General features: G+C 70.6%; 26 protein-coding genes and 1 tRNA gene. 18 read left to right on the top strand and 9 right to left on the bottom strand.

Annotated features, from left to right (window positions below; translation table 11 throughout):
• Window positions 1-89: 89 nt before the first annotated feature.
• On the bottom strand, window positions 90-644 hold the full coding sequence (locus tag AERO9AM_RS09730; protein ID WP_236602565.1) for a murein hydrolase activator EnvC family protein: 555 nt from the start codon (window positions 642-644) through the stop codon (window positions 90-92).
• Window positions 645-1,112: 468 nt separating this feature from the next.
• Here AERO9AM_RS09730 and rpsB point away from each other — a divergent pair, with 468 nt between their 5' ends.
• The 9 genes from rpsB (at window position 1,113) to AERO9AM_RS09685 (ending at window position 7,774) form a co-directional block, all read left to right on the top strand.
• Window positions 1,113-1,994 carry a 30S ribosomal protein S2 gene (rpsB, locus tag AERO9AM_RS09725; protein WP_159575952.1) on the top strand — a complete coding sequence of 294 codons (882 nt, stop codon included), beginning with the start codon at window positions 1,113-1,115 and terminating at the stop codon, window positions 1,992-1,994.
• 79 nt (window positions 1,995-2,073) lie between these two features.
• Window positions 2,074-2,901 (top strand): translation elongation factor Ts, encoded by an 828-nt coding sequence (tsf, locus tag AERO9AM_RS09720; RefSeq protein WP_159575951.1) that lies wholly within the window; start codon window positions 2,074-2,076, stop codon window positions 2,899-2,901.
• A 108-nt stretch (window positions 2,902-3,009) separates the two neighbouring features.
• On the top strand, window positions 3,010-3,726 hold the full coding sequence (pyrH, locus tag AERO9AM_RS09715; RefSeq protein WP_159575950.1) for a UMP kinase: 717 nt from the start codon (window positions 3,010-3,012) through the stop codon (window positions 3,724-3,726).
• 99 nt (window positions 3,727-3,825) lie between these two features.
• Entirely contained in the window at window positions 3,826-4,380 is a 555-nt protein-coding gene (gene frr, locus AERO9AM_RS09710) for a ribosome recycling factor (RefSeq protein ID WP_091476199.1), read from the top strand.
• An 8-nt stretch (window positions 4,381-4,388) separates the two neighbouring features.
• Entirely contained in the window at window positions 4,389-5,432 is a 1,044-nt protein-coding gene (locus AERO9AM_RS09705; RefSeq protein ID WP_159575949.1) for a phosphatidate cytidylyltransferase, read from the top strand.
• Window positions 5,429-6,010: a DivIVA domain-containing protein gene (locus AERO9AM_RS09700; protein WP_159575948.1), complete on the top strand. Its 582-nt coding sequence runs from the start codon at window positions 5,429-5,431 to the stop codon at window positions 6,008-6,010. Before AERO9AM_RS09705 ends, AERO9AM_RS09700 begins: the two co-directional genes overlap by 4 nt.
• Window positions 6,011-6,104: 94 nt before the next feature.
• A complete protein-coding gene (locus AERO9AM_RS09695) occupies window positions 6,105-6,761 on the top strand; it encodes a transglycosylase SLT domain-containing protein (RefSeq protein ID WP_236602564.1) in 657 nt (218 codons plus the stop codon).
• A gap of 13 nt (window positions 6,762-6,774) precedes the next feature.
• Window positions 6,775-7,059, top strand: a complete 285-nt coding sequence (locus AERO9AM_RS09690; RefSeq protein WP_159575947.1) for a hypothetical protein — start codon at window positions 6,775-6,777, stop codon at window positions 7,057-7,059.
• A 1-nt stretch (window position 7,060) separates the two neighbouring features.
• Window positions 7,061-7,774, top strand: a complete 714-nt coding sequence (locus AERO9AM_RS09685; RefSeq protein WP_159575946.1) for an alpha/beta hydrolase — start codon at window positions 7,061-7,063, stop codon at window positions 7,772-7,774.
• Window positions 7,775-7,811: 37 nt separating this feature from the next.
• Here AERO9AM_RS09685 and AERO9AM_RS09680 read toward each other — a convergent pair whose 3' ends face one another.
• Window positions 7,812-8,870, bottom strand: coding sequence for an AI-2E family transporter (locus AERO9AM_RS09680; protein WP_159575945.1), 1,059 nt, complete (start codon window positions 8,868-8,870; stop codon window positions 7,812-7,814).
• A 186-nt stretch (window positions 8,871-9,056) separates the two neighbouring features.
• Between AERO9AM_RS09680 and AERO9AM_RS09675 the strand changes: the two genes are divergently transcribed.
• Both AERO9AM_RS09675 and AERO9AM_RS09670 read left to right on the top strand, forming a co-directional pair.
• Window positions 9,057-10,916 (top strand): glycosyl transferase, encoded by a 1,860-nt coding sequence (locus AERO9AM_RS09675; RefSeq protein ID WP_159575944.1) that lies wholly within the window; start codon window positions 9,057-9,059, stop codon window positions 10,914-10,916.
• Window positions 10,913-11,857, top strand: coding sequence for a tetratricopeptide repeat protein (locus AERO9AM_RS09670; protein ID WP_159575943.1), 945 nt, complete (start codon window positions 10,913-10,915; stop codon window positions 11,855-11,857). The genes AERO9AM_RS09675 and AERO9AM_RS09670 overlap by 4 nt, the downstream gene beginning before the upstream one ends.
• Before the next feature lie 22 nt (window positions 11,858-11,879).
• On the opposite strand, the gene AERO9AM_RS09665 is transcribed toward AERO9AM_RS09670, so the two are convergent.
• A complete protein-coding gene (locus tag AERO9AM_RS09665; protein WP_159575942.1) occupies window positions 11,880-12,449 on the bottom strand; it encodes an AAA family ATPase in 570 nt (189 codons plus the stop codon).
• Window positions 12,450-12,504: 55 nt separating this feature from the next.
• Here AERO9AM_RS09665 and AERO9AM_RS09660 point away from each other — a divergent pair, with 55 nt between their 5' ends.
• Entirely contained in the window at window positions 12,505-13,188 is a 684-nt protein-coding gene (locus AERO9AM_RS09660; RefSeq protein ID WP_159575941.1) for a DsbA family oxidoreductase, read from the top strand.
• A gap of 13 nt (window positions 13,189-13,201) precedes the next feature.
• Here the strand turns inward: AERO9AM_RS09660 and AERO9AM_RS09655 are convergent, their stop codons facing one another.
• Complete coding sequence (locus tag AERO9AM_RS09655; RefSeq protein WP_159575940.1) at window positions 13,202-13,693, bottom strand: glutathione peroxidase; 492 nt, start codon at window positions 13,691-13,693, stop codon at window positions 13,202-13,204.
• Window positions 13,694-13,752: 59 nt separating this feature from the next.
• On the opposite strand from AERO9AM_RS09655, the gene dusB reads away from it, so the two are divergent.
• The 5 genes from dusB (at window position 13,753) to AERO9AM_RS09630 (ending at window position 19,456) form a co-directional block, all read left to right on the top strand.
• Window positions 13,753-14,907 carry a tRNA dihydrouridine synthase DusB gene (gene dusB, locus AERO9AM_RS09650; protein WP_159575939.1) on the top strand — a complete coding sequence of 385 codons (1,155 nt, stop codon included), beginning with the start codon at window positions 13,753-13,755 and terminating at the stop codon, window positions 14,905-14,907.
• A complete protein-coding gene (locus tag AERO9AM_RS09645) occupies window positions 14,897-16,297 on the top strand; it encodes a deoxyguanosinetriphosphate triphosphohydrolase (RefSeq protein WP_159575938.1) in 1,401 nt (466 codons plus the stop codon). Before dusB ends, AERO9AM_RS09645 begins: the two co-directional genes overlap by 11 nt.
• Window positions 16,297-18,174, top strand: coding sequence for a DNA primase (dnaG, locus tag AERO9AM_RS09640; protein ID WP_159575937.1), 1,878 nt, complete (start codon window positions 16,297-16,299; stop codon window positions 18,172-18,174). Before AERO9AM_RS09645 ends, dnaG begins: the two co-directional genes overlap by 1 nt.
• A 53-nt stretch (window positions 18,175-18,227) precedes the next feature.
• The gene (locus AERO9AM_RS09635) at window positions 18,228-18,998 is read left to right on the top strand and encodes an ATP-binding cassette domain-containing protein (RefSeq protein ID WP_159575936.1); all 771 of its coding nucleotides are present in this window, start codon (window positions 18,228-18,230) and stop codon (window positions 18,996-18,998) included.
• An 80-nt stretch (window positions 18,999-19,078) separates the two neighbouring features.
• Complete coding sequence (locus AERO9AM_RS09630; RefSeq protein ID WP_159575935.1) at window positions 19,079-19,456, top strand: VOC family protein; 378 nt, start codon at window positions 19,079-19,081, stop codon at window positions 19,454-19,456.
• Between the two features lie 140 nt (window positions 19,457-19,596).
• Here the strand turns inward: AERO9AM_RS09630 and AERO9AM_RS09625 are convergent.
• Together AERO9AM_RS09625 and def are read right to left on the bottom strand one after the other, a co-directional pair.
• Window positions 19,597-19,669: transfer RNA gene (locus AERO9AM_RS09625), tRNA-Asn, on the bottom strand.
• 103 nt (window positions 19,670-19,772) lie between these two features.
• Window positions 19,773-20,339 carry a peptide deformylase gene (gene def / locus AERO9AM_RS09620; RefSeq protein ID WP_159575934.1) on the bottom strand — a complete coding sequence of 189 codons (567 nt, stop codon included), beginning with the start codon at window positions 20,337-20,339 and terminating at the stop codon, window positions 19,773-19,775.
• A gap of 127 nt (window positions 20,340-20,466) precedes the next feature.
• Here def and AERO9AM_RS09615 point away from each other — a divergent pair, with 127 nt between their 5' ends.
• On the top strand, window positions 20,467-21,585 hold the full coding sequence (locus tag AERO9AM_RS09615) for a DMT family transporter (RefSeq protein WP_159577474.1): 1,119 nt from the start codon (window positions 20,467-20,469) through the stop codon (window positions 21,583-21,585).
• Window positions 21,586-21,616: 31 nt separating this feature from the next.
• Here AERO9AM_RS09615 and pgl read toward each other — a convergent pair whose 3' ends face one another.
• The 3 genes from pgl to zwf are packed head-to-tail and all read right to left on the bottom strand — an operon-like array spanning window position 21,617 to window position 24,877.
• Window positions 21,617-22,396, bottom strand: coding sequence for a 6-phosphogluconolactonase (pgl, locus tag AERO9AM_RS09610; RefSeq protein ID WP_159575933.1), 780 nt, complete (start codon window positions 22,394-22,396; stop codon window positions 21,617-21,619).
• Window position 22,397: 1 nt separating this feature from the next.
• On the bottom strand, window positions 22,398-23,333 hold the full coding sequence (locus AERO9AM_RS09605) for a glucose-6-phosphate dehydrogenase assembly protein OpcA (RefSeq protein WP_159575932.1): 936 nt from the start codon (window positions 23,331-23,333) through the stop codon (window positions 22,398-22,400).
• Window positions 23,330-24,877 (bottom strand): glucose-6-phosphate dehydrogenase, encoded by a 1,548-nt coding sequence (gene zwf / locus AERO9AM_RS09600; protein WP_159575931.1) that lies wholly within the window; start codon window positions 24,875-24,877, stop codon window positions 23,330-23,332. Before zwf ends, AERO9AM_RS09605 begins: the two co-directional genes overlap by 4 nt.
• Window positions 24,878-24,889 lie beyond the last annotated feature (12 nt).

Raw genomic sequence — 24,889 nt, 5'->3', positions numbered from 1 at the left:
CCGCGGCGACCGTCTTGCCCGCTCGGGACTGGCGTCGTCTCGGGGCTGGCGTCGTCACGCCCTCGCGACGGGCGCAACGCAGCGACCTCTCAGCACGCCCCGGCTCCGCACGGCAGCAGCACGGCGCGGGGCACTCCGCCGAACAGCAGCATCGGATTGATGTACACGCCGTTCCAGCGGACGCCGAGGTGCACCGTGCCCGGACGGGCATGACCGCCGACTGAGGTCGTCGCCACGACGTCACCTCGCTGGACGGGGGCTCCCGGGGCCAGCGTCGTGGTGGCGGGCTCGAAGGTGGTGACGAGGCCGTTGCCGTGATCGATCGTGAGCAGCGGCCGGTCCACGACCGTGCCGACGAACGCCACCACGCCGTCGGCAGGCGCGCGCAGGTCTCCGGCCGCGGCGATGTCGATCCCACGATGCCCCGGGCCGTACGCGTGGGCGGGCGCACGGAACGGCTCGACCACGGACCGGGGACCGTCCACCGGCCAGAGCCAGTCCGCGTCGGGCGGCGCGGGCGCGTCGGCTCTCGCGCCGGAAGAGCCGGTCGCCGGTGTGCCGCGGTCTGCTGCGGCGACGCCATCCGCCGCAGTTGCAGCCGCAGACTCCGAGCCGAGCAGCAGCACGTGTGCGCCGAGAAGCACGCCGAGGACCGCGACGATCCTGAGCGGTCGCGCCCCGCGTCGCGGGGACGGTTCGCGAGAGGCATCGGGGGAGCGGAGACGGCGCGACATGCGTCGAGCCTGCGCCGTTCCGGCCGTGCGTGGGGAGGCCTCCCGGAACCCGTGGAGAACCCGCGCGAGGACGGCGAGGTGCGGACCGGTCGCGGTGCCGGGTACGGACGGGCCGCGGTGACGCGTGCGGATCGCGCCCCGCCCGCCGCCGGCCGCACCGGGCGGACGATGACGACGTTCCCGGCGGCATGGCTCGGCCCCGCGATCCTGATATGCTTGCAGGGCATCCCGTATGTCGGGGTGACTACGCGTGCCCACAGCGTTCAACGTGGCGAACATTCCACAGGTCCCTCGGAAGAGGGCGGAGTGCGCGCCGGGCACCAGGATCGCCGGTCGGCCGACCGGCAGCACAACCTCAACCAAGCAAGGAGCACGACCATGGCCGTCGTCACCATCCGCCAGCTGCTCGACAGCGGCGTTCACTTCGGACACCAGACCCGTCGGTGGAACCCGAAGGTGAAGCGCTTCATCCTCACGGAGCGCAGCGGGATCCACATCATCGACCTCCAGCAGTCGCTCGGCTACATCGACAAGGCCTACGACTTCGTCAAGGAGACCGTCGCGCACGGCGGCACCATCCTCTTCGTGGGCACCAAGAAGCAGGCGCAGGAGATCCTCGCCGAGCAGGCCACCCGCGTCGGCCAGCCCTACGTCAACCAGCGCTGGCTCGGCGGCCTCCTCACCAACTTCTCCACCATCGCGAAGCGCCTCGCCCGCATGAAGGAGCTCGAGGAGCTCGACTACGAGAACCCGGCCGCTTCGGGCTTCACGAAGAAGGAGCTGCTGCTCAAGAAGCGCGAGCTCGACAAGCTGCACAAGTCGCTCGGCGGCATCCGCAACCTCGCCAAGACGCCGTCGGCCCTGTGGGTCGTCGACGCCAAGCGCGAGCACCTCGCGATCGACGAGGCCAAGAAGCTCGGCATCCCCGTGATCGGCATCCTCGACACCAACGCCGACCCGGACGACTTCCAGTACCCGATCCCCGGCAACGACGACGCCATCCGCTCGGTCTCGCTGCTGACTCGCATCATCGCCGACGCCGCGGCCGAGGGCCTGCAGCAGAAGCACAACCCCGAGGCCGGCGACGCCGAGCCGCTCGCCGAGTGGGAGCAGGAGCTCCTCGAGGGCGCCGAGGCTCAGACCGCCGCGACCGAGTCGGCCGCCGACGAGGCCGGCGCCGCCGCGCACGACGAGTCGATCGCCGCTGCCGCCGGTGAGACGGTGGCCGAGGTCGCCGGCGCCGAGTCCGCCGACAAGTAATCACCGTACGGGTCGGCCGGCCGAGGCCGGCCGACCCGCGCTCACCACGCACACACACCAAGCAAGGAGCCAGCACAACATGGCCAACTTCACCATCGCCGACATCAAGGCGCTGCGTGAGCAGCTCGGCACGGGAATGGTCGACACGAAGAAGGCGCTCGAGGAGGCCGACGGCGACGTCGACAAGGCCGTCGAGATCCTGCGCCTGAAGGGTGCGAAGGGCAACGCCAAGCGCGCTGACCGTTCCACCAGCGAGGGCCTGGTCGTCGCCCGCGAGCAGGACGGCGCCGTGACGCTCGTCGAGCTCGCCTGCGAGACCGACTTCGTCGCCAAGAACGAGCGCTTCATCGCGCTGGCCGACAAGGTCGCCGACGCGGTCGCCGCCGTCAAGGCGAACACCGTCGAGGAGGGCCTCGCGGCCGACGCCGGCGGCCAGACCGTCGAGCAGCTGATCTCGGACGAGGCAGCCATCATCGGCGAGAAGGTCGAGCTGCGCCGCGTGCGCACGCTGACCGGCGACGCGTTCCAGGTGTACCTGCACCGCACCAGCAAGGACCTCCCGCCGCAGGTCGGCGTGGTCGTGGCCTACACCGGTGACGACGCAGAGACCGCGCGCAGCATCGCGCAGCACATCTCGTTCGCGAACCCCTCCTACCTGACGCGTGAGGACGTCCCGGCTGCGGACGTGGAGAAGGAGCGCGAGATCGTCACCGAGATCTCCCGCAACGAGGGCAAGCCCGAGGCCGCCCTGCCGAAGATCGTCGAGGGCCGCGTCACCGCGTTCTTCAAGCAGGTCGCCCTGCTCGAGCAGGACTACGCCAAGGACAACAAGCTGTCCGTGGGCCAGGTCGCGAAGGACGCCGGCATCACCGTGACCGGCTTCGCGCGCTTCAAGGTCGGCGCGTAACAGCATCGAAGGGGTTCGGATCCACCAGGATCCGGACCCCTTCGTCATGCCCGCACCCGACCCGGGTGCTCGGCACGATATCTTTTCCCAGACGAGAGGAAGAACTCCATGACCGAACGACAGGGTCGACGCCGCGTCGTCCTCAAGCTCTCCGGTGAGGCCTTCGGCGGCGGCCAGCTCGGGGTCAACCCCGACGTCGTCAGCCAGATCGCCCGCGAGATCGCGGCGGCCACCGACCGCGTCGAGATCGCCGTGGTCGTCGGCGGCGGGAACTTCTTCCGCGGCGCCGAGCTCAGCCAGCGCGGTATGGACCGCGCCCGCGCCGACTACATGGGCATGCTCGGAACGGTCATGAACGCGCTCGCGCTGCAGGACTTCCTCGAACAGGCGGGCGCCTCGCCGCGCGTGCAGTCCGCCATCGCCATGACCCAGGTCGCGGAGCCGTATCTGCCGCTGCGCGCCGAGCGCCACATGGAGAAGAGCCGCGTCGTGATCTTCGGCGCCGGCGCCGGCCTGCCCTACTTCTCCACCGACACCGTGGCCGCGCAGCGTGCGCTGGAGATCGGCGCCGATGAGGTGCTCGTCGCCAAGAACGGCGTCGACGCGATCTACACCGCCGACCCCCGGACCGACGCCTCCGCCGAGCGCATCGAGGAGATCACCTTCCAGGACGCGCTGGTGCGCGGCCTCAAGGTGGTGGACTCGACGGCCTTCAGCCTGTGCATGGACAACGGCATGGACATGCGCGTGTTCGGCATGGAGCCCGCAGGCAACATCACCCGGGCGCTGCTGGGCGAGCCGATCGGCACGCGCGTCATCGCCTGACGCCGCCGGGATCCCGGGTCGCGCACGCAGCATCGGCCCGGGATCCGGGTCGCGCCCCCGATAGACTTTGAGACGAAACCCCTGACGATAGGAGTCACCGTGATCGCGGATGTCCTCGCCGACACCACCTCCCGTATGCAGCGCGCCGTCGAGGCCGCCAAGGAGGACTTCAGCACGGTGCGCACCGGCCGCGCCAACCCGCAGATGTTCCAGAAGGTCCTGGTGGACTACTACGGTACGCCGACCCCCCTCGCGCAGCTCGCGTCGCTCGCGAACCCCGAGGCCCGCTCGCTGATCGTCACGCCTTACGACAAGTCGGCCCTCAAGGCGATCGAGCAGGCGATCCGCGACATGCCCAACCTGGGTGCGAACCCGTCCAACGACGGCAACATCGTCCGCGTGACCATGCCCGAGCTGACCGCCGAGCGGCGCAAGGAGTACGTCAAGCTCGTCAAGAGCAAGGGCGAGGACGCGAAGGTGCACGTCCGCGGAATCCGTCGCAAGGCGAAGGACGAGCTGGACGCGCTCAAGAGCGAGCTCGGCGAGGACGAGATCGCACGCGGCGAGAAGGAGCTCGACGCTCTCACGCGCCAGCACGTCGACCTCATCGACGAGGCCGTGAAGCGCAAAGAGGCCGAGCTGCTCGAGGTCTGAGAGCGCCGATGAGCAACCCGTCCGGCGACGACGACGCGTCGAGGATCCCGCCACGACCGCCGCTTCCGCAGCGTCATGGCGAGGCTGCGCCGGCGCGTACCGGCGACAACCTGCAGTCGCAGTGGCAGGCGAAGAAGGCCGAGCTCGAGACGCATGTCTCGCATGCCCGTGACCAGCTGGATCAGGCGAACGAGCGCATCAAGGAGCGCACCGGCCGCGACCTCGTGGTCGCGATCGGCGTCGGCCTGCTGATCGGGGGAGTGATCCTCGCGTCGCTGCTGTTCGCGAAGTGGTCGTTCGTCGTGATCGGTCTCGCGATCATCCTGCTCGCCGTCTGGGAGCTGGTGCTGGCCCTGCGCGCCGGCGGGCGCAAGGTCGATCTCTGGCCACACCTGGTGCTCGGTGCGGGACTCGCGGCGAGCGGCTACTTCGCCGACCCGTGGCTGTGCTGGGTGATGCTGTTCGTGGCCGTCTTCGGCGTGATCGTGTGGCGGCTGCTCTCCCAGATGATCGTGAAGGACGGGCGCACCTACGGCGACGTGCTCACCGACGCCCTCGCCGCCGGATTCGTGCAGGTCTACGTGCCGTTCCTCGGCGCGATCGTCCTGATGCTGCTGCATCAGCCGCGCGGCGAGTGGTGGGTGCTCGCCCTGATCGTCGTCGTGGTCGTCGCCGACACCTGCGCCTACGCCTCGGGGCTGCTGTTCGGTCGTGGCGGACGCCACCCGATGGCCCCGCGGGTCAGTCCGAAGAAGACGTGGGAGGGCTTCGCGGGTGCCGTGCTCGGCTCGCTCGTCGCCGGTGTCCTCGTCGGCGTATACATGCTCGGCGTGCCTTGGTGGGCCGGCCTCATCCTCGGCGCGGCGCTCGTCGCGTCCGCCACGATCGGCGACCTCGGGGAGTCGCTGCTCAAGCGCGACCTCGGCATCAAGGACATGAGCTCCTGGCTGCCCGGCCACGGCGGTCTGCTGGACCGTCTGGACAGCGTCCTGCCCTCCGCGGTGGTGGCGCTCTCCCTGTACATCCTCTTCACCCCACTGGTGGCAGCATGACCGATTCCGCACGATCCGACGGCGCAGCCCGCGCGGCAGCCCCGAGCTTCCCCGTGGCGTCCCGCCGGGAGAAGGGCTACCAGCGCGCCGCCGTCGACACGTTCCTCGGGCGTGCGCGTCGTGCCTTCGAGGAGGAGGCGGAGGGCATCGGTTCGGCCGACATCCGCGCGGCCTCATTCCCCCTCGTACGCGGCGGCTACGACATCGCTGCCGTGGATGCGGCGCTGGCCCGCGTCGAGGAGGCCTTCGCACAGCGCGAGCGCGCGGTCGTGGTCGCCGCGGACGGCGCCTCGGCATGGGTCGGACGCGCGCGCACCGAGGCGCAGGTCATCCTCGACCACCTCAACCGGCCCGCGGGGCACCGCTTCGCGCGCACCGGACTGCTCACCTTCGGCTACCGGGTGGACGAGGTCGACCACGTGGCGAAGCGGATCGTGCGCTTCCTCCGCGACGGAGACGCGCTGACCGCCGAGCAGGTGCGGCAGACCGCGTTCCGGATGCAGCGTCGGGGATACCGCGAGGAGCAGGTCGACGCGCTGCTGGACGCGACGATCGACGTGCTGCTGGCGATCCGCTGAGCGATTCCCATGGTGGATTCAGGTTCGGCTGGCTAGAATCAGTGCCATTGTGACTCCCGATAACGATTCGATAGCGGCGCGCACCCGAGGCGCCGTGCAGAACGCAGCAGCCACAGCGGCCCGTGTCGGCGCGAAGACGTCGAAGGGCCGGAGCGCGACGTCGGCCGTGTTCGCAGGCCTCGCCGTGGTGGGATTCTCCGTCGCGATCCTCGCGCCCGCCGGTCTCGCGATGTCCGCGCCCGAACCCGCTCACGCGTCGGTGACGACCGCATACGCCCTCGCCGCGCGCGATGCGCAGAACATCACGGTCTCGGTGCACGGGGTGACGTCGAAGCCGCAGACGCGGGATGCCTTCGACGTGTACGTCACGCCGAAGCCGACGCCGACGCCCGAGCCCGTCGTCGCCTCCACCAGCGACAGCTCCTCGTCGGACTCCGGCTCCAGCGACCCCGCCCCGCTGTTCTACAGCGGCGGCGGCGCTCCCGCCGAGTGGATGGCGGCCGCCGGCATCGCCTCGAGCGACTGGGGCTACGTGGACTACATCGTGAGCCGCGAGAGCGGCTGGAACCCGAACGCCACGAACAGCAGCTCGGGAGCGTGCGGTCTTGTCCAGGCGCTGCCGTGCAGCAAGGTGCCGGGCAACGGCTACGACCCGGTCGACAACCTGCGCTGGGGCAACGGCTACGCCGTGGGACGCTACGGGAGCTGGGCGGCCGCTCAGGCGTTCTGGGCCGCCAACAACTGGTGGTGAGCAGCGCTCACCCATGCCACGCTCGCACAGACGACGTCCGGAGCGCCCGCGCGACGATTCCCTCGACCGCCTCATCGCAGGCTGGAAGCGCACCGAGGTGCGCGCAGGCTCCGAGTGGTACGTCCAGCCGCTGACGGCGGCGCAGGCGCAGAAGGAGTACGTGTGCCCCGGCTGTTCGGGGCTGATCACGATCGGCACGGCGCACGTCGTCGTCTGGCGGGCTGACGGCGTTCTCGGCGACGCTGCGGATCTCGCCGCGCGCCGGCACTGGCACAACGGCTGCTGGCGGAGGGGCTGAGTTGGAGATCCGCGGACCCCGGCTGCTGCCTGCGCGGCGCGAGGACATCGAGCTGCTCACGCGGGACGGGCTGCGCCTGGTGGGGGAGCTCGCACTGCCGGAGACAGCTGATCCGGTCGCGACGCTCGTCACGCTGCACCCGCTGCCCACCGCAGGCGGCTTCATGGACTCTCACGTCCTCCGCAAGGCGGCCGCGCGCCTGCCCGCCCTCGCCGACCTCGCCGTGCTGCGCTTCAACACCCGCGGCACCTCCTCTCCACGCGGGACGAGCGAGGGGGCCTTCGACGCCGGTCACGGCGAGCGGCACGACGTGGCCGCCGCGATGGCGTTCGTGCAGGAGCGCGCGCTGCCGCGCCCGTGGCTCGTGGGATGGTCCTTCGGCACCGAGCTCGCGCTCAAGTACGGGCGAGACCACGACATCGAGGGCGTCATCCTGCTCTCGCCACCGCTGCACCGGGCCACCGAGGAGGAGGTCGCCGCGTGGGCGCAGGATGATCGGGAGGTCGTCGTGCTGGTGCCCGAGCTCGACGATTATCTGCGGCCCACCGAGGCGATGGCCCGGTTCGCATCCATCCCGCACGCGCGTCTCATCGCCGTCGAGGGCGGCCGGCACCTCTGGGTGGGGGAGACCCAGACCCGCCGCGTGCTGGACGAGATCGTCTCCGCGGTCAACCCCGGCGCCCTTCCGCTGCACCGGGAATGGCCGCCGTCCTGACCCGGCGCCGTCCGCACCCGCCGACCCGGGGAGTCGGTCACCGCTCGTTCATGCGCGGGATGAGCACCTGGCGGTAGATGATCAGGATGCTCGCGGCGACGGGGATCGCGATGAGCGCGCCCAGCAGGCCGAGCAGCGCACCGCCGGACAGCGCGGCGATCACGACGACGGCGCCGGGCACCGACACGGCGCGGTTCATCACGCGCGGCGAGATCACGTAGGCCTCGATCTGCATGTAGATGAGGTAGTAGATCGCCGCGACCAGCGCCGTGATCGGCGTGGAGCTGAGGCCCAGGCACACCAGCACGATGATCGTGGATCCCGTCAGCGTCCCGACCAGCGGGATCAGGGAGAAGAAGAAGGCGATCACCGCGAGCACGATCGAGAACGGCGCCTGGATGATCGACAGGAAGAACAGGCTCAGCACGCCGTTGATCAGCCCCATCGTCACCTGCCCCATGACGTAGTAACCCACGGAGGCGGTGATCTGCTCGGCGAGGTCGATGAAGCGGTCCCGCTTCGAGGCGGGGACGACCTGGTAGACCGCGCCCTTGAGCGAGGGGATCGCCGCGGTGAAGTAGATCGTGAGGATCAGGATGATGAACGTGCCGCTGATGCCGGCGAACAGCGCACCGCCGACGACGATCACACCCTGGCCGATGGAGCTCGAGATGTCGCCGAGGTTCTTGTTCAGCCAGTCGTTCACATAGCCGAACACGGTGTCGACGTCGAGGTTGGGGAACAGCCCCTCGAGCCAGTTCTTGAAGTCGGCCATGGCCGTGCCGCTGTTGACGATCTGGGTGATCTGCTGCACGAGCAGCGAGATCTGGTTCACGAGGATCGGGATGATCATGAGCACGATGCCCACGAAGGCGCCGAGGACCACCACCACCGTGATCAGCACGGCCGCCCAGCGCGGCAGGCGGCGACGCGTAAGCCAGCTCACCATCGGGTCCAGACCGAGGCTCAGGAACAGCGCAGTGCCCACATACAGCAGGATGGTGGACAGGTTCTGCAGGCTCTGGATGAGCAGGATGCCGAGGCCGACGCCCAGCGTCGCCACCAGTGCGGTGCGGAAGGGATTGTGCAGCTTCATGGGATCCTCTGTGCTCGGTCCACCAGCGTAACCGCCGCGGGCGGGGGAGCGCGGGAGCACCACGGGCGAACGGGTGCGGAGCCTGCGGAGGGCGCCCTCGTGGCATCCATACAGGTCGTTTCGCTAGTCTGAAACGTCGAGCGGAGATCGCGGGTGACCGCCCGTGGATCGCGGAGGAGACTTTTCGTGCGTTTTGTATGGGCCGTCCTGGCCTTCGTCCTGGCGGCCGTCCTGATCGGGACGGGCATCGCGCAGCGGACCATCTTCCTCGGCCCGAAGGACGTCTCGGCCGAGCTGACCGTCAAGACGCCGCAGGCCTATACGGTCATCGACTCCGCGGTGCTGCGCGCGCATCCCGGTGAGCAGACGCTCATCGCGCACGGCGACGGCACCATCTTCGTCGCCCAGGCGCGTACGGCTGATCTCGAAGCCTGGCTCAGCGACACCAGCTACAACAGGATCACGCTCGGCAAGGAGGGCAAGACCTCCGCGAAGGTCGTCGAACCGACGGTGGCGAACGAGGACAACGAGCGCAATCCCGCAGGCTCGGACCTCTGGCTGGACAGCTTCTCCGACAAGAACGCCCTGATCGACCGGATGCAGGTGCCGGAGGGCGTGAGCGTCCTCGTGGCCTCGGACGGCAAGGCCGACGCGCCCGCCGATGTGACCCTGAAGTGGCCGCTCGACACCGCGACCCCGTGGGCGGGCCCGCTCATGGTCGCCGGCGGAATCTTCCTGCTGGCGGGTCTCGTCCTCTATGTGCTGGCGATCCGGCACGCCCGCCGAGGGCGCGGCCCGCGCCGCAAGGCTCCGCCGCCCCTGCCCGTCACCGAGCCGATCGACGTCGGCGAACGCGAAGCGGTGGAAGCAGCGGACGCCGAGGCGCCGAGCGGAGAGGGCACGGAGGCCGCCCCACCGGCGGACCGGGGCGACTCCGCGCCCACCGCGGGGGGCACCGTGCGCGAGCGCCGCGCCGTGCGTCCGCGACGCCGCGCCCTGCTGCTGATTCCTGCGGTCGGTGTGACCGCCGCCCTCCTCACCGGGTGCACGCCGGACATCTGGCCGCACGCTGCGACCTCTCCCACCCCGTCGCCGACGGAGACGCAGGTCGCCGAAGCCGGTCAGCAGGCACCTGCCGTCACCCAGGCTCAGGCATCGCGGATCCTGGAGAGCATCTCTGCGACGCTCGCGGACGCCGACAAGAACCTGGACGCCGCGAAGGCGGAGACCCGTCTGGAGGGGGCCGCGCTCGAGGCGCGCAAGACCGCCTACGCCGTGCGAAAGAGCGTGGCCGACTTCACCCTTCCTCCGGCGATCCCCGCCGACAAGATCAAGATCCTCGTGCCGCAGGCGTACGACTCGTGGCCGCGCACGGTGCTCATGCTGGTCGAGCACGGAAACGACGAGAAGGTCGCGCCGCTGATCATGACCATGACGCAGCCGGACCCCTGGTCGAACTACAAGATCTCCTCTGTCGCCGAGATGCAGGCCGCGGCACGGCTGCCGAACATGGCACCCGCGTGGCTGGGCGCCAAGCTCACCCCGCCGGACTCGCCGTTCCTCGCTGCCGAGCCGAACCAGCTCGCCAAGGAGTTCGCGAACGTCATCGACCAAGGCGACAAGAGCGAGTTCCACGACAAGTTCGACAAGACCGCACTCGCCTTCGCGAAGTCGGTCCAGGACAGCCGTGCCGCGCTGCAGCAGGCGCTCAAGGACGCCAACGCGGACACGACGTCGAGCCTCACATTCGCCGCGAGCGCCGGACCGGAGGAGCCCGTGTCGATGTCCAGCATCGACAGCGGTGCGATCGTGGCCGTCACCGTCCAGGACTCGCAGACGATCAAGCCCACGTCGGCGGACGCCGTCATCAAGCTCGACAAGAACCCCTCTGCGAAGGCGCTGACCGGTGTCGACCAGTCCGCCACCGGCTTCGTCTCGGTGTACGGCGTGCAGCTCTTCTTCGCCGTCCCGGCGCAGGGATCCGATGACAAGATCACGCTGCTGGCCGCATCCCAGCAGCTGCAGAGCGTTACGGAGATCAAATGACCGAGTTGTCCGCAGCCGCGCTCCGCGGCGCCGTCGACCTGTCCCCGCTGCGCAACCGGCCGCCGGCACCCGCTCCCGGCGAGCCCGCGCCCGCGGCGCCCGAGGGCGGTTCCTTCCCGCTCATCGTCGACGTGACCGATGCCACGTTCGGCCAGGTGCTGGAACTCTCCCAGAGTGTCCCAGTGGTCGTGGACCTGTGGGCGGAGTGGTGCGGCCCCTGCAAGCAGCTGAGCCCCGTGCTCGAGAAGGTCGTCACGGAGCTCGCCGGCCGTCTCGTGCTGGCGAAGGTGGACGTCGACGCCAACCCGCAGCTCGCCCAGGGATTCCGCGCGCAGTCGATCCCGATGGTCGTCGCGCTCGTCGCCGGTCAGCCGGTGCCGCTGTTCAACGGCGCCGTGCCGGAGGAGCAGGTGCGCGAGGTGTTCGCGCAGCTGCTTCAGCTCGCCGCTCAGCACGGCGTCACCGGCACGATCCCCGTCGGCGACGCGGGTGCGGCCGCAGACGCGCCGGAGCCCGAGGCGCCGCCGCTGCCCCCGCTGCACCAGGCGGCGTTCGACGCGATCGAGCAGGGCGACTACGCCGCCGCGATCGACGCGTACGAGAAGGCGCTGGCCGAGAACCCCCGGGACGAGGACGCGCGGGCCGGGCTGGCGCAGGTGCGCCTGCTGCACCGCACCCAGGGCCTGGACCTGAACGAGGTGCGGGCCGCGGCCGCTGCGGCGCCCGCGGACATCGACGCGCAGTTCGCCGTGGCGGACCTCGACGTCGCGGGCGGGCACGTCGCGGACGCGTTCGACCGTCTGCTCGACCTGTTCACGGCGGTCCCCGCCGACGAGCAGGGACGGGTGCGCGAGCGCCTGGTGGAGCTGTTCGGTCTCGTCGGCGATGCGGACCCCCGGGTGACCGCCGCGCGTCGCCGGCTCGCGACGCTGCTCTTCTGAACGCAGGCCGCTCCGAGGCGCGTCACGCCACCTGCGACAAGGACCGCAACCACCGTTCCGTCTCGCGCGGGTGACGGAAGCGGAGGACCGTGAGCCGAGGGTAGGCGACGCGGATGGCGGGCATACGCTCATCCCATTTACGGCGGGTGAGGGTCTGCCAGCGGAGGATGTTCTGCTCCGGGTCCTGGCGGAGGATCGCCCAGATCGGCTTCTCACGGTTTCCGTTCCACAGCTCTGTGCGGAGCAGGCTGCGGGAGAGGGTGCGCCGCAGCAGCCGTGCGCGCGCGAGGCCGTACGGGTAGTCCAGCCAGATGACCAGCTCCGCCCTCGGGGCGAGGATGGGATCCGTGCCCTGGCCGCTGTACTGCCATTCCGTCACCCAGCGCTCGGTCTCCGCGAAGGTGCGCACATCGTCGAGGAACGTATCCCGCGGTGTCCAGCCGGGGCCGTGGAACAGGGCGTCCAATTCCACATGAGGCAACCCCCGCAGCGCCGCCAGACGCCGGGCCAGGGTGGTCTTGCCGCTGCCGGTTATGCCGGCGATGAGGATCCGCTTCGCCGAGAACGGCGACGATGCGGGCTCCTCGGACACCGGATGAGGCTAACAGTCCGGAATACCGCTCAGGAACATGCGGTTGAATCGAACCGTGAGCGAACCCATCTCGATCGACATCTGGTCCGACATCGCCTGCCCGTGGTGCTACATCGGCAAGCGCAATCTCGAGGCGGGGCTTGCAGCCACCGCTGAGGACGACGATGCCCCCGAGGTGAACGTCACATTCCACTCCTTCGAGCTGTCGCCGGATACGCCCGTCGACTTCGAAGGCGACGAGGCGGACTTCCTCATGGGCCACAAGGGCATGCCGCGTGCCCAGGTCGAGCAGATGCTCGACCGCGTCACCGGCATCGCGAAGCAGGCCGGTCTGGACTACCGGTTCGACCTCCTCCAGCACACCAACACGGTCAAGGCGCACGAGCTCCTGCACCACGCGAAGGCGCGGGGCCGCCAGCACGACATGGAGGAGCGGCTCATGTCGGCGTACTTCACCGAGGGTCGCCACGTCGGGCGCATCGACGACCTCGCCGACCTCGCAGAGGAGATCGGGCTGGACCGCGAGGAGGCGCTCGAGGCGCTGCGCACCGACCGTCATCTCGCGGATGTGCGGGCGGACCAGGCGCAGGCGCGCGCATACGGCATCCAGGGCGTGCCGTTCTTCGTGATCGACGGCCAGTACGGCGTCAGCGGCGCGCAGCCGCCGGAGGCGTTCGCCGGGGTGCTGCGTGAGCTGTGGGCCAAGCGCCGGGAGAGCGCCGAGGTCGTTGAGAGCTGATCCGCGGCGGGCGTCAGGCGAGGGCGTCCTCGATCGCGGCGACGATCTCGGGGGCGTCCGGCACCTGCCGTGGCCGGAACCGGCGGACGGATCCGTCGGGCGCGACGAGGAACTTCTCGAAGTTCCACTCGACCCGCCCGGCCTTGCCGGCCGCATCCGCCGTCTGCTTGAGCTCCTTGTACAGGTCGGCGGCGTTGCGGCCGTTCACCTTGACCTTGTCGTTGATCGGGAACGAGATGCCGTAGGTCGTCAAGCAGAACTCGAGGATCTGGTCCATGGATCCCGGCTCCTGACCGAAGAACTGATTGCACGGGAAGCCGACCACAGTGAGCCCGCGGTCGCCGAAGCGGCGCTGCAGCTCTTCGAGCTGGGCGTACTGCGGCGTGAGACCGCACTTCGAGGCGACATTGACCACGAGCACGGGTCCCGGGCCGTAGTCGTCGAGAGTGCGGACGGTGCCGTCGGCGTCGGCGAACGGGATCTGGCGCAGCGGGGTGGAGGACATATGCACAAGCCTAGGCGGGCGGGGATCCTGCGGTCCGGATCTGGGACAATGGAGGGGATATGACTCTCGCCCCTGCCTCCGTCCGGCCCCTGCAGATCGGCCCGCTGCGCATCGACGTCCCCGTGGTGCTCGCGCCGATGGCGGGGATCACCAACACCGCGTTCCGCAGGCTGTGCCGCGAATACGGCGCCGGCCTCTATGTCAGCGAGATGATCACCTCCCGCGCGCTCGTGGAGCGCAACGCGATCACGATGCGCCTCATCCAGCACCACGAGAGCGAGACGCCGCGCTCCATCCAGCTCTACGGAGTGGATCCGGCCACGATCGCCGAGGCCGTCCGGATCATCGTCGCGGAGGATCGCGCCGATCACATCGACCTCAACTTCGGCTGTCCCGTGCCCAAGGTCACCCGGAAGGGCGGCGGAGCCGCGCTGCCGTGGAAGATCGGCCTGTTCTCCGAGATCGTCCAGCGCGCCGTGAAGGCGGCCGGCGACGTGCCGCTCACGGTGAAGATGCGCAAGGGGATCAGCCGGGACCACCTGACGTTCCTCGACGCGGGCCGTGCGGCCGAGGACGCGGGCGCCGCCGCCGTCGCGCTGCATGCGCGGACAGCGGGGGAGTACTACTCGGGTCACGCCGACTGGTCCGCGATCGGCGAGCTGAAGGAAGCCGTCACCTCGATCCCGGTGCTCGGCAACGGCGACATCTGGAGCGCGGACGACGCCGTGCGGATGATGGCGGAGACGGGCTGCGACGGCGTCGTCGTCGGTCGCGGGTGCCTCGGCCGGCCGTGGCTCTTCGGCGAGCTCGCCGCGGCGTTCGGCGATGACAACGCCGTGCAGGTGGATGCGACGCTCGGCTTCGTCAAGGACGCCTTCCGTCGTCACGCGGAGCTCCTGGTCGAGTTCTTCGAGGACGAGGACCGCGGCTGCAAGGACATCCGCAAGCACGTCGCCTGGTACTTCAAGGGCTATCCCGTGGGTGGCGACATCCGCTCCGCGCTCGCGCGGGTGTCGACGCTGCAGGAGATCGACGACATCCTGGGCACGCTGGGGGATGCGCCCTATCCCGGTGCTCCTGCCGAGGGACAGCGCGGGCGGGCGGGCACGCCGAAGCGCACGGCGCTGCCTGACGGCTGGCTCGACTCGCGTGAGGTCGAGGCCTCCGTCACCGACATGATGCGCGGCGCCGAGGTCGAGAACAGTGGCGGCTGACGCGGCGGCAGGAGGCCTGCCGCTCGCGCCCGGCTACGACGCGCACGACGCCGCACGCTTCTTCGCCGAGACGCACCGTTCCGAGCGGGACGACTTCGCCCGCGACCGCGCCCGCGTCCTGCACTCCGCGGGACTGCGGCGGCTGGCCGCGAAGACCCAGGTGCTGAGCCCGGCCTCGACCGCCGACTTCGCGCGCAACCGGCTGACCCACTCGCTCGAGGTCGCTCAGGTGGGCCGCGAGCTCGCCGTCGCGCTGGGAGTCTCCGCCGACGTCGTCGACACCGCCTGCCTCAGCCACGACCTGGGCCATCCGCCGTTCGGGCACAACGGCGAACGTGCGCTCAACGAGTGGGCGGAGGACATCGGCGGCTTCGAGGGCAACGCGCAGTCCCTGCGGATCCTGACCCGGCTCGAGGCCAAGGTGCTCGACGATCAGGAGCGCTCCGTCGGACTCAACCTGACCCGCGCCAGCCTCGACGCCACGTGCAAGTATCCGTGGACCGCGGACAGCCCGCTGCCGGATCCCGGCGGCCGGCTCAAGTTCGGCGTCTACCCCGAGGACGAGGACGTGTTCCGGTGGATGCGGGAGGGTGCTCCGGGGCGCCTGCGCTGCATCGAGGCCGAGATCATGGACCTGTCGGATGACATCGCCTACTCGGTGCACGACTTCGAGGACGCGATCGTGAACGGCTACCTCGACGTGGCTCAGCTGGCGGATCCGGCGGAGCATCACGCGCTCGTCTCCCGGATCCAGCAGTGGGTCGGCTACGACTACACCCGCGAGGATCTCGCCGATGCGCTGTACCGGCTGACGCGTCAGCCGATGTGGCTCACCTCGTTCGACCGCTCCCGGCGCGACCTCGCCCGCCTGAAGAACCTCACGAGCGACATGATCGGCCGCTTCGCGCGGGCCGCCGTCTCGGCGACCCGGGAGGCCTACCCGGGTGCCAATCTCGCCCGCTACAACGCGCACGTCGTGGTGCCGAAGGTGATCGACGCGGAGATCGCGGTGCTCAAGGGCATCATGGGGCAGGCCATCGTGACGATCGACGCACGCCGCGGCGTCTACAAGGAGCAGCGCCGCGTGCTGAAGCGCCTGGCGGACGCGCTCTGGTCGACGGACGCCCTGTGGACGGCCGGGGCCGATGTGCTGGAGCCCGCGTTCGCCGCGGACTTCCACGACGCCGCGACCGACGCGGAGCGCCGCCGGGTCGTGGTCGACCAGGTGGCGAGCCTGACGGACCAGACCGCGGTGGACTGGCACAACCGCCTCGTCGGCGACATCGACCCCGCCGAGGTCGGGATCTGGACGCCCCGGCACGCCCGGCCGCGCGCGGCGCATGCCCGCCCTGCGGCGGTGCACGCGCTCTCGAGCGACGGCGGCCGCTGATGCCGCGGATCCTGCAGGCCGACGTCGATGAGGTGAAGGCGCGCACGAACATCGCCGACATCGTGGGGGAGCGGGTCTCCTTGAAGTCCGCCGGCGTGGGATCCCTGAAGGGCCTGTGCCCGTTCCACGACGAGAAGAGCCCCAGCTTCCACGTGCGCCCTCAGGTCGGCTACTACCACTGCTTCGGCTGCGGTGCGTCGGGGGACGTGTACTCGTTCCTGCGCGAGATGGACCACGTCAGCTTCACCGAGGCCGTGGAGCGCCTCGCCGCGCGCGTCGGATACACCCTGCACTACGAAGACGGCGGCCCCGCGCCGGAGTCGAGCGGGCGCAGCCGGCTGTACGCCGCGAACACCGCCGCCGCCGAGTTCTTCCGCGGCCAGCTGCTCAGCCCCGAGGCTGAGTCCGCCCGCGCGTTCCTGGGTCAGCGCGGGTTCGACGCCGGTGCTGCGGCGCACTTCGGCGTCGGCTACGCGCCCCGCGGTTGGGACGGCATGCTCAAGGCGCTGAGCGCACAGGGCTTCACCCGCGACGAGCTCACCGCGGCCGGCCTCGTGTCAGCCGGCCAGCGCGGCGTCTACGACCGGTTCCGCGGACGCGTGGTGTGGCCGATCCGCGACGTCACCGGCCAGACCATCGGCTTCGGCGCCCGCAAGCTGTACGACGACGATCAGGGCCCCAAGTACCTGAACACGCCCGAGACGCCGATCTACAAGAAGGCGCAGGTGCTCTACGGGCTGGATCTCGCCAAGCGCGACATCTCCCGCGGGGATCCGAAGCGCGTCGTCGTGGTGGAGGGGTACACCGACGTGATGGCGTGCCACCTGGCGGGCGTCACGACGGCGATCGCGACCTGCGGCACGGCGTTCGGCGCCGAGCACATCAAGCTGCTGCGCCGGGTCATGGGCGACGACTCCGCATCCGGTGAGGTCGTGTTCACCTTCGACGGCGACGAGGCCGGTCAGAAGGCGGCGCTGCGCGCGTTCGCCGAGGACGACAGATTCAACGCGCAGACATTCGTCGCGGTGGCCCCGGACGGGCTGGATCCGTGCGATCTGCGCCTGCAGCGCGGCGACCAGGCGGTGCGCGGGCTCATGTCCACCAAGGTGCCGATGTTTGAGTTCGTGATCGACCGCAAGATCGCCTCCTTCGATCTGGGCACCGCCGAGGGCCGGGTGGGAGCGCTGCGCGCGGCCGCGCCGATCGTCGCCGAGATCCGCGATCCGCTGCTGCGCCCCGAGTACGAGCGCATCCTCGCCCGCCGGCTCGGGATGGATCCGACCGACGTGCACGCCGAGGTGCGCCGCCACGAGCGCCGTCGGCGGGAGGGGGGCGCTTCGGGGCGCGAGCAGGCTCCGGCCCAGGCGGCTGCGCCGCAGCTCGCGGGCGAGGCACCCGCGGCGGGGCCCGTCGTGACGCTGGCCTCACTGCCGCGCACCGGAGATGCGCCCCTCGAGCGCGACGCCCTGATGGGCGTCCTGCAGTACGGTCACCAGCTCGACGCCGATCTGCTGCAGCGCGCCGTCGGCATGCCGTTCGCCGTCCCCGCGCTGGATGCGGTGCGCGAGGCGATCGCGCAGGTGCCCGATCGGCGACGCCCCGGATGGGCGCTGCAGGCCGTGGACGCCGTGCGGGAGCCGTACCGGGCCCTCGCCGGGGAGCTGCTCATGGCGGCCTTCCCCGCCCGCAACGAGGAGGGCGCCAGGGCGTCCGCCACGGATCTGTGCCGGCGGCTCATCGTGCGCGGCCTGGAGCGGGAGAAGAGCGAACTGCTGGGCGCGATCCAGCGCCTGCCCGCCGACTCGGACGGCGCCAGGGCGATCGCCCGCCGCCTCGTCGAGATCGACGCCGAGCGGCAGCGGCACCTCGAGTCCTGAGGCACGGCGGTTCCGCACCGCCGCTGCACACCGGGTTGGGGCAGGATGGAGGGATGGCGCGTTCGAGCGGGGAACCAGCGGCGGCGATCGTCTGCGAGGACATCGTGATCGACCGGATCGGCCATTCCGCGCCGACGCGCGCCATCGACGGCGTGACGTTCGCGCTGCCGCCCGGGGAGCTGATGTGCATCGCCGGCGCAACCGGATCCGGCAAGTCGACGCTCGTCGCCGCGCTGGCGGGAGCGTCGGACCCTTCCATCCGGGTGGTCGGCGGCTCCGCGACCGTGTGCGGCGTGTCGGTGCGTCACCCTGGGCGGCGCCTGCGCGAGCTCACGTACCGCGCCGGCTACCTGCCGCAGAACGCCGGCGCGCTGCTGACGCCGCAGCTGACGGTGCAGGAGATCATCGCCGAGCCCATCCTGCAGCGCGAGCGGCGGGTGAACGTGAAGGCGCTGTCCATCCGGGTGGCGACGCTGCTGGACGAGCTGCATCTGCCGCTCGGACTCGCGGCGTCGTTCCCGTACGAGCTCAGCGCCGGGATGCGCCAGCGCGTCGCGATCGCGCGCTCCCTGGTGCTCGACCCGAAGGTGTTGATCGCCGACGAGCCGCTCGCGAACCTCGACCTGGAGGTGCGTCCTGTCGTGTTCGCCGCGATCACGCGGCGTCGTACGGAGCGGGGCATGGCCGCGCTGCTGGTGAGCAACGACGCGGCCTTCGCCCGTGAGCTGGGAGCCGAGACGCTGATGATCCGGGAAGGGCACGTGATCGCGCGCGGAGCCGGGGCCGACCTGCTGTGGACTCCTGGAGCAGATCACACCGTCTGACGCCCGCGACGGCCGCGACGCGGGAGCCTGCAGCGTCGGGGACCCTTGTCGCCGCCGAGGGGCGGTGCGAGACTCGGCACATGAGTTCAGACGCAGTCATCGCCGTGGCGATGTTCACCATCGCCGACCAGGATTCCGCGGTCGGCTTCTACACCGGCACCCTCGGCTGGGAGGTCCGCATGGACGTGACCTGGGGCGAGGGCGAGAACGCCGGACGCTGGGTCGAGGTAGCGCCCGCCGGGTCGACCGCGCGCCTCGCGCTGAACCCGCCCATGGGCGGTCAGCCCGGAGGCGGGTCGATCGGCATCGAGGTCGCCGATCTCGATGCGGAGAAGGCGCGCCTGCAGGGTGCGGGGCTGGAGATCGCGAACGAGATGCCGGCCGGTGGGCCCGTGCCGGCGATGTTCTCGATCAACGATCCCGACGGCAACTGGATCTGGGTGGTGCAGGCCGGCTGACCATGCACAGTTCGAGGCGGGGCGGCCGGGGCGCCCCGCCTCAGTTCGCGTGCCCACGAGGATCCGTGCGGGCGGCATGTTCACCGCCTTTGCGGGTGAACGACGAAACCCCGTCGCGAGGACGGGGTTTCGGGGGATTGCTCCCCGGCTTGGACTCGAACCAAGAACCTGCCGGTTAACAGCCGGCTGCTCTGCCAATTGAGCTACCGAGGAATGCTTCCCGCTGGGCGGGCAACTCGTCAACTATAGCAAAGGTTGACCGTGCATCCCGCTTCGGGGCGCCGCCCGGGCGCGTCGCACACCGGCGCGGGAGCGCTCACCCCTCGAGGTGATCGACGCCGGGCAGCCAGCTCGCGCCGGGGCGTCCCCAGCCGCGCTTGCGGGCGATCTTCTGGACCGTCTTCCAGTCGCCGTCGTCCAGGCGGTCGACGTACAGGATCCCGTCCAGGTGGTCGAACTCGTGCTGCATGATGCGCGCCCGCCAGCCGTCGACCTCGATGCGCACCTCGTCGCCGTCGAGGTTCGTGCCGGTGACGAGCACGCGCTCGGAGCGACGCAGCGGGAACCGCTCGCCGGGGAAGGACAGGCATCCCTCCGACTCCAGATCCGGGTCGGGCGAGCCCGGCTCCAGGGGGGCCATCCACAGCACGGGGTTGATGATCTCGCCGCGCCAGGGGTTCTCATCGTCGTCCACGTACGAGTACACGTAGATGCGCAGGCCGACGCCCACCTGCGGTGCGGCGAGGCCCACGCCGGGGGCGACGTCCATGGTCTCGTACATGTCCGCGACCAGCGTGCGGATCTCGTCGGTGATCTCACCGACCGGTTCGGCGGGGGAATGCAGGACGGGGTCGCCCATGATGCGAATCGGAAGCACTGCCACGCGTCAACCCTAGTCTGCGCACGACGGCGGGTAGGCTCGAAGGGTGCTTGAGGACCTGACGCGGTACGTGGGGGCGGCGAACGTCGGCGACCACCTCGTCGGCGTGTTCCAGAACCCGGGCCTGCTGATGGGCATCCCACTGGCCCTCGCCGGTGCCGTCTTCATGTCGCTCGGCGCCCAGTACCAGCACCGCGGCGTCGAGAAGGTGGAGCGGCTCAGCGGCTCCGACGCGGCAACCGGTCTCAGCTGGGCGCAGGTCAAGGGGCTCTTGAGCCGCCCCTCCTGGATCATCGGCACGCTCATGCTGGTCCTCGCGATCGTCTGTCAGCTCGCCGCTCTCACCAAGGCGCCGCTGATCGTGGTGCAGCCCCTCGGCGCGATCGCGCTGGTGATCACCACGCTGCTGAACGCGCGTGTGAGCGGCATGGCGCCGACCCGGCGCTCGCTGGTGTCGATCTTCGCGTGCGTGGGCGGCATCTTCATCTTCGTGCTGTTCGCCGCACTGTTCGCCGCCGAGCGTCGGATCAGCGAGATCCAGCTCTTCACCATCCTGACGATCCTGCTGCTCGTGATCATCCTGCTGGGCACGTGCTGGCTGATCCTGCGGCATCGCATGCGCGCGCTCTTCTACGTCACCGGCGCCGGCATCCTGTACGGCTTCGTCGCGACGCTGGCGAAGGCCGTGCTCATCCGGATCCAGTTCGGGCAGTTCGACTGGCTCACGGCGGTCTGCGTGATCGCACTGATCGCGGCCGGTGCCGCGGGTGCGTACTTCGTGCAGACCGCGTATGGATCCGGTCCCCCCGACCTGGTGATCGCGGGCCTCACGGTGATCGACCCCATGGTGGCGGTGCTGATCGGCCTGCTGGTGCTCGAGGAGGGCGCGGCCGCGCCGGCCTGGGTGTTCGTCGCCTTCGGCATCTCCGGCCTCATCGCGGGATGGGGTGTGGTCACGCTCGCCCGGTACCACCCGCAGGTGGTCAGCGAGAGCCAGGAGCTGCCGATCACCCGCGGCAGCAGCGGGAGCGCGGCCCCGTCGTCGTCCGTGGAGCCTTCCGATCGTGCTGCGTCCGGGCAGGCGGCGCCGACCGGGTCCGCGGCACCGCCGGAGGGCACCGAGCCGGGCGACGATGAGCGCCCGGAGGCCCCCGAATGGCCGTCGAACGTGGCGCCGCTACGACGAGAGGACCCGTCCCGCTCCGGCGGCGATGCCGACGAGCGCGGGAACGGATCCTCCTGGAGCTGACCGGCGCGGGGACGGGTCGTCGCCCGGGCGCTCAGTAGTCCACGTCGATGAGGTCGGGGGCGACCTCGGATGCCGCTGCCTCGTCCACGAAGAACACGGTGCGCTTGCGCCCCTTGGCGCCTGCCGCCGGCACGTTCTCGTAGTTCGCGCCCGCGAGCGCCAGTCCTAGGGCGGAGGCCTTGTCGGCGCCGGTGAGCACCAGCCACACCCGCTTGGACGTGTTGATGACCGGGCGGGTGAGCGTGATCCGCTCCGGCGGCGGCTTCGGCGAGTTCCGCACGGGCAGGACGGGCCTGTCCGTGACGGTGATCTCAGGGCGGTCGGGGAACAGCGACGCGATGTGACCGTCCGGCCCGACGCCGAGGAAGCAGACGGCGAACGAGGGCCAGGCCTGCTCCGCGTCGCCGAACCGGGCGAGCTCGGCGGCATAGGCCTCCGCGCCCTCGTCGAGGGTGAGCCCCGCGTCGCTCGCAGCCATCTCGTGCACGTTCTCGGCGGGGACCGGGATCCGGTCCAGCAGCGCGGCGCGCGCCTGCCCCGCGTTGCGGTCGGGATCGTCCCGCGGGACGAAGCGCTCGTCGCCCCACCAGAAGTGCACGAGCGACCAGTCCACCTCCGCGGTGCGCGGATCCTCCGCGACAGCGCGCAGCACGGCTGCTCCCATGCCGCCCCCCGTCAGGGCGATGTGCGCCAGGCGGCCGTCCCGGATCCGCGCGCGCACGCGCACGAGGAACCGGTCGGCGACCAGACGGGCGAGAGCGGCCGGCTCCGCGCCGATGACGACGCGCTTCGCGGGGGAATCGGCGGCCATGTCAGGCCACCGCCTCCGGAGCCTCGAGCAGCTCCCAGCCCTCGGTGATCACGCGGCCGTACAGCAGATCGGGGTCGAGCCGGCGCAGCTCCTCCGCGAGGCACTCGCGCAGCGTGCGGCGCGGCAGGTGCAGCTCGTGGTCCGGCTGACCCGGCTGGGTGAGCACAGCGGATCCGGGCACCGGACGCTCGAGCAGGATGTCGCCGTTCGACCGGGTGAGCCGGACCGACTTGATGCCGTGCGCCCACTCGTCGACGGGCTCGTACGCCCAGCGCACCGGCACGTCGAGGGCGAGCCGCAGCCAGCCCGCCAGCAGCGCCGTGGACGGCGACGCGGCGGAGCCGCGCACCTCGACGCCGGTGACGTCCTCGTACGGGGGCTGGTCCAGCACCGCGGCGAGCTGCTCGCGCCAGTGGGTGAGCCGGGTCCAGGCGAGGTCGGTGTCTCCGGGCACATAGGTGCGCCCCAGGACCTCGAGCTGCGCCCGCACATCGTCCGCGGTCGCCGCGTCCGTGATGCGACGCTGCGCGATGCGGCCCAGGGGAGAGGCCGCCGGCGCCTCCGGCGCCTCGCGCGGCCACCACACCACCACGGGGGCGTCGGGCAGCAGCAGTCCCGTGACCAGGCTCTCCTCGTTGCTCGCGGCGTCGCCGTAGGCACGGAGCACGACGACCTCGCTCGCACCGGCGTCGCCGCCGACGCGGATCTGCGCGTCGAGGCGCGCCTCGCCGTCGCTCGTGGTCAGCACGATCACGCGCATCGGATGCTCGCGGGAGGCGTCGTTCGCGGCGTCGATCGCCGACTCGGCGACATCGTCGTTCGCAGCGATGATCAGCGTGAGCACGCGTCCGAGCGCGACCACGCCGCCCTCCTCGCGGGCCTTGACCAGGTTCTTGGCGACCTGGCTGGTGGTGGTGTCGGGCAGATCGATGATCACGGGCGCCTCCAGACACGTCCGTCGCGGGCGAGCAGGGCGTCGGCGGAAGCCGGGCCCCAGGAACCGGGGGCGTACTGCTCCAGCGGGCCGCCCTCCGCGGCCCAGTACTGCTCCACGGGGTCGAGGATCTTCCAGCTGAGCTCGACCTCCTCGTGCCGCGGGAACAGCGGCGGGTCGCCCAGCAGGACGTCCAGGATGAGACGCTCGTACGCCTCAGGGCTCGCCTCGGTGAAGGCGTGCCCGTAGCCAAAGTCCATGGTCACGTCGCGCACGTTGCTGCCGTTGCCCGGCACCTTGGAGCCGAAGCGGAGTGTGACCCCCTCGTCCGGCTGCACGCGGATGACGAGCGCGTTCTGACCCAGCTCCGAGGTCTGCGCGCCGCCGAACAGGTGCTCCGGGGCGCGCTTGAACACGACCGCGATCTCGGTGACCCGGCGGCCGAGGCGCTTGCCCGTGCGCAGGTAGAACGGCACGTCCGCCCAGCGCCGGGTGTTGATCTCGAGCTTGACGGCGGCGTACGTCTCGGTGGTGGAGGCCGGATCCATTCCGTCCTCGTCCAGGAATCCGGTGACCTGCTCGCCGCCCTGCCAGCCGCCCGCGTACTGTCCGCGAGCTGTGGCGAGGGAGAGATCGTCGGGGAGGGACACCGCGGCGAGAACCTTCTCCTTCTCCGCGCGCAGGTGCTCGGCGGAGAGGCTGATCGGCTCCTCCATCGCGGTGAGCGCGAGCAGCTGCAGCAGGTGGTTCTGGATGACGTCGCGCGCGGCGCCGATGCCGTCGTAATAGCCGGCGCGGCCGCCCACGCCGATGTCCTCGGCCATCGTGATCTGCACGTGGTCGACGTAGTTGCGGTTCCAGATCGGCTCGTACAGCTCGTTGGCGAAGCGCAGCGCAAGGATGTTCTGCACCGTCTCCTTGCCGAGGTAATGGTCGATCCGGAAGATCGAGTCGGGCGGGAAGGTGCCCTCGAGCGCGTCGTTGAGCGCCCGCGCCGAGGCCAGGTCGTGCCCGAACGGCTTCTCGATCACCACGCGGCGCCAGTGGTCGGCGTCCTGGTGCCCTTCGACGAGGCCCGAGTCGCGCAGCTGCTGCGCCACCAGCGGGAACTGGTTCGGCGGGATGGACAGGTAGTACGCGTGGTTTCCCATGGTGCCGCGTTCGACGTCGAGCTTCTCGACGGTCTCGCGCAGCCGACGGAACGCGTCCGGATCGCCGAACTCGCCGGATACGAAGCGGATGCCCTGCAGCAGTTGCGCCCAGGTCTCCTCGCGGAACGGGGTTCGCGCGTGCTGCTTCACGGCGTCGTAGACGACCTGGGCGAAGTCCTGGTCCTCCCAGTCGCGGCGGGCGAAGCCGACCAGGGCGAAGCCGGGAGGCAGCAGACCGCGGTTGGCGAGGTCGTAGACGGCGGGCATGAGCTTCTTGCGCGACAGGTCGCCGGTGACGCCGAAGATCACGAGGGCGCTGGGCCCTGCGATCCGGTTCAGTCGGCGATCGTCGGGATCGCGCAGCGGATTGTGGCCGCGGGTGACGTGGACAGTCATCGGTGGGGGATT

The sequence above is a fragment of the Microbacterium sp. 8M genome (genome assembly GCF_902506375.1).
Taxonomy (GTDB): domain Bacteria; phylum Actinomycetota; class Actinomycetes; order Actinomycetales; family Microbacteriaceae; genus Microbacterium.
The sequence above is the reverse complement of the archived record's forward strand: the minus strand, read 5'-3'. Positions and strand labels throughout refer to the sequence as shown.

Coding starts and splice junctions, on each gene's coding strand:
- AERO9AM_RS09630 (WP_159575935.1), top strand. CDS start 19,079: ATGAGTTCAGACGCAGTCATCGCCGTGGCGATGTTCACCATCGCCGAC.
- AERO9AM_RS09705 (WP_159575949.1), top strand. CDS start 4,389: ATGAGCAACCCGTCCGGCGACGACGACGCGTCGAGGATCCCGCCACGA.
- pgl (WP_159575933.1), bottom strand. CDS start 22,396: ATGGCCGCCGATTCCCCCGCGAAGCGCGTCGTCATCGGCGCGGAGCCG.
- zwf (WP_159575931.1), bottom strand. CDS start 24,877: ATGACTGTCCACGTCACCCGCGGCCACAATCCGCTGCGCGATCCCGAC.
- dusB (WP_159575939.1), top strand. CDS start 13,753: ATGACTCTCGCCCCTGCCTCCGTCCGGCCCCTGCAGATCGGCCCGCTG.
- dnaG (WP_159575937.1), top strand. CDS start 16,297: ATGCCGCGGATCCTGCAGGCCGACGTCGATGAGGTGAAGGCGCGCACG.
- tsf (WP_159575951.1), top strand. CDS start 2,074: ATGGCCAACTTCACCATCGCCGACATCAAGGCGCTGCGTGAGCAGCTC.
- AERO9AM_RS09615 (WP_159577474.1), top strand. CDS start 20,467: ATGGGCATCCCACTGGCCCTCGCCGGTGCCGTCTTCATGTCGCTCGGC.
- AERO9AM_RS09680 (WP_159575945.1), bottom strand. CDS start 8,870: ATGAAGCTGCACAATCCCTTCCGCACCGCACTGGTGGCGACGCTGGGC.
- AERO9AM_RS09690 (WP_159575947.1), top strand. CDS start 6,775: ATGCCACGCTCGCACAGACGACGTCCGGAGCGCCCGCGCGACGATTCC.
- AERO9AM_RS09670 (WP_159575943.1), top strand. CDS start 10,913: ATGACCGAGTTGTCCGCAGCCGCGCTCCGCGGCGCCGTCGACCTGTCC.
- pyrH (WP_159575950.1), top strand. CDS start 3,010: ATGACCGAACGACAGGGTCGACGCCGCGTCGTCCTCAAGCTCTCCGGT.
- AERO9AM_RS09700 (WP_159575948.1), top strand. CDS start 5,429: ATGACCGATTCCGCACGATCCGACGGCGCAGCCCGCGCGGCAGCCCCG.
- AERO9AM_RS09635 (WP_159575936.1), top strand. CDS start 18,228: ATGGCGCGTTCGAGCGGGGAACCAGCGGCGGCGATCGTCTGCGAGGAC.
- rpsB (WP_159575952.1), top strand. CDS start 1,113: ATGGCCGTCGTCACCATCCGCCAGCTGCTCGACAGCGGCGTTCACTTC.
- AERO9AM_RS09655 (WP_159575940.1), bottom strand. CDS start 13,693: ATGTCCTCCACCCCGCTGCGCCAGATCCCGTTCGCCGACGCCGACGGC.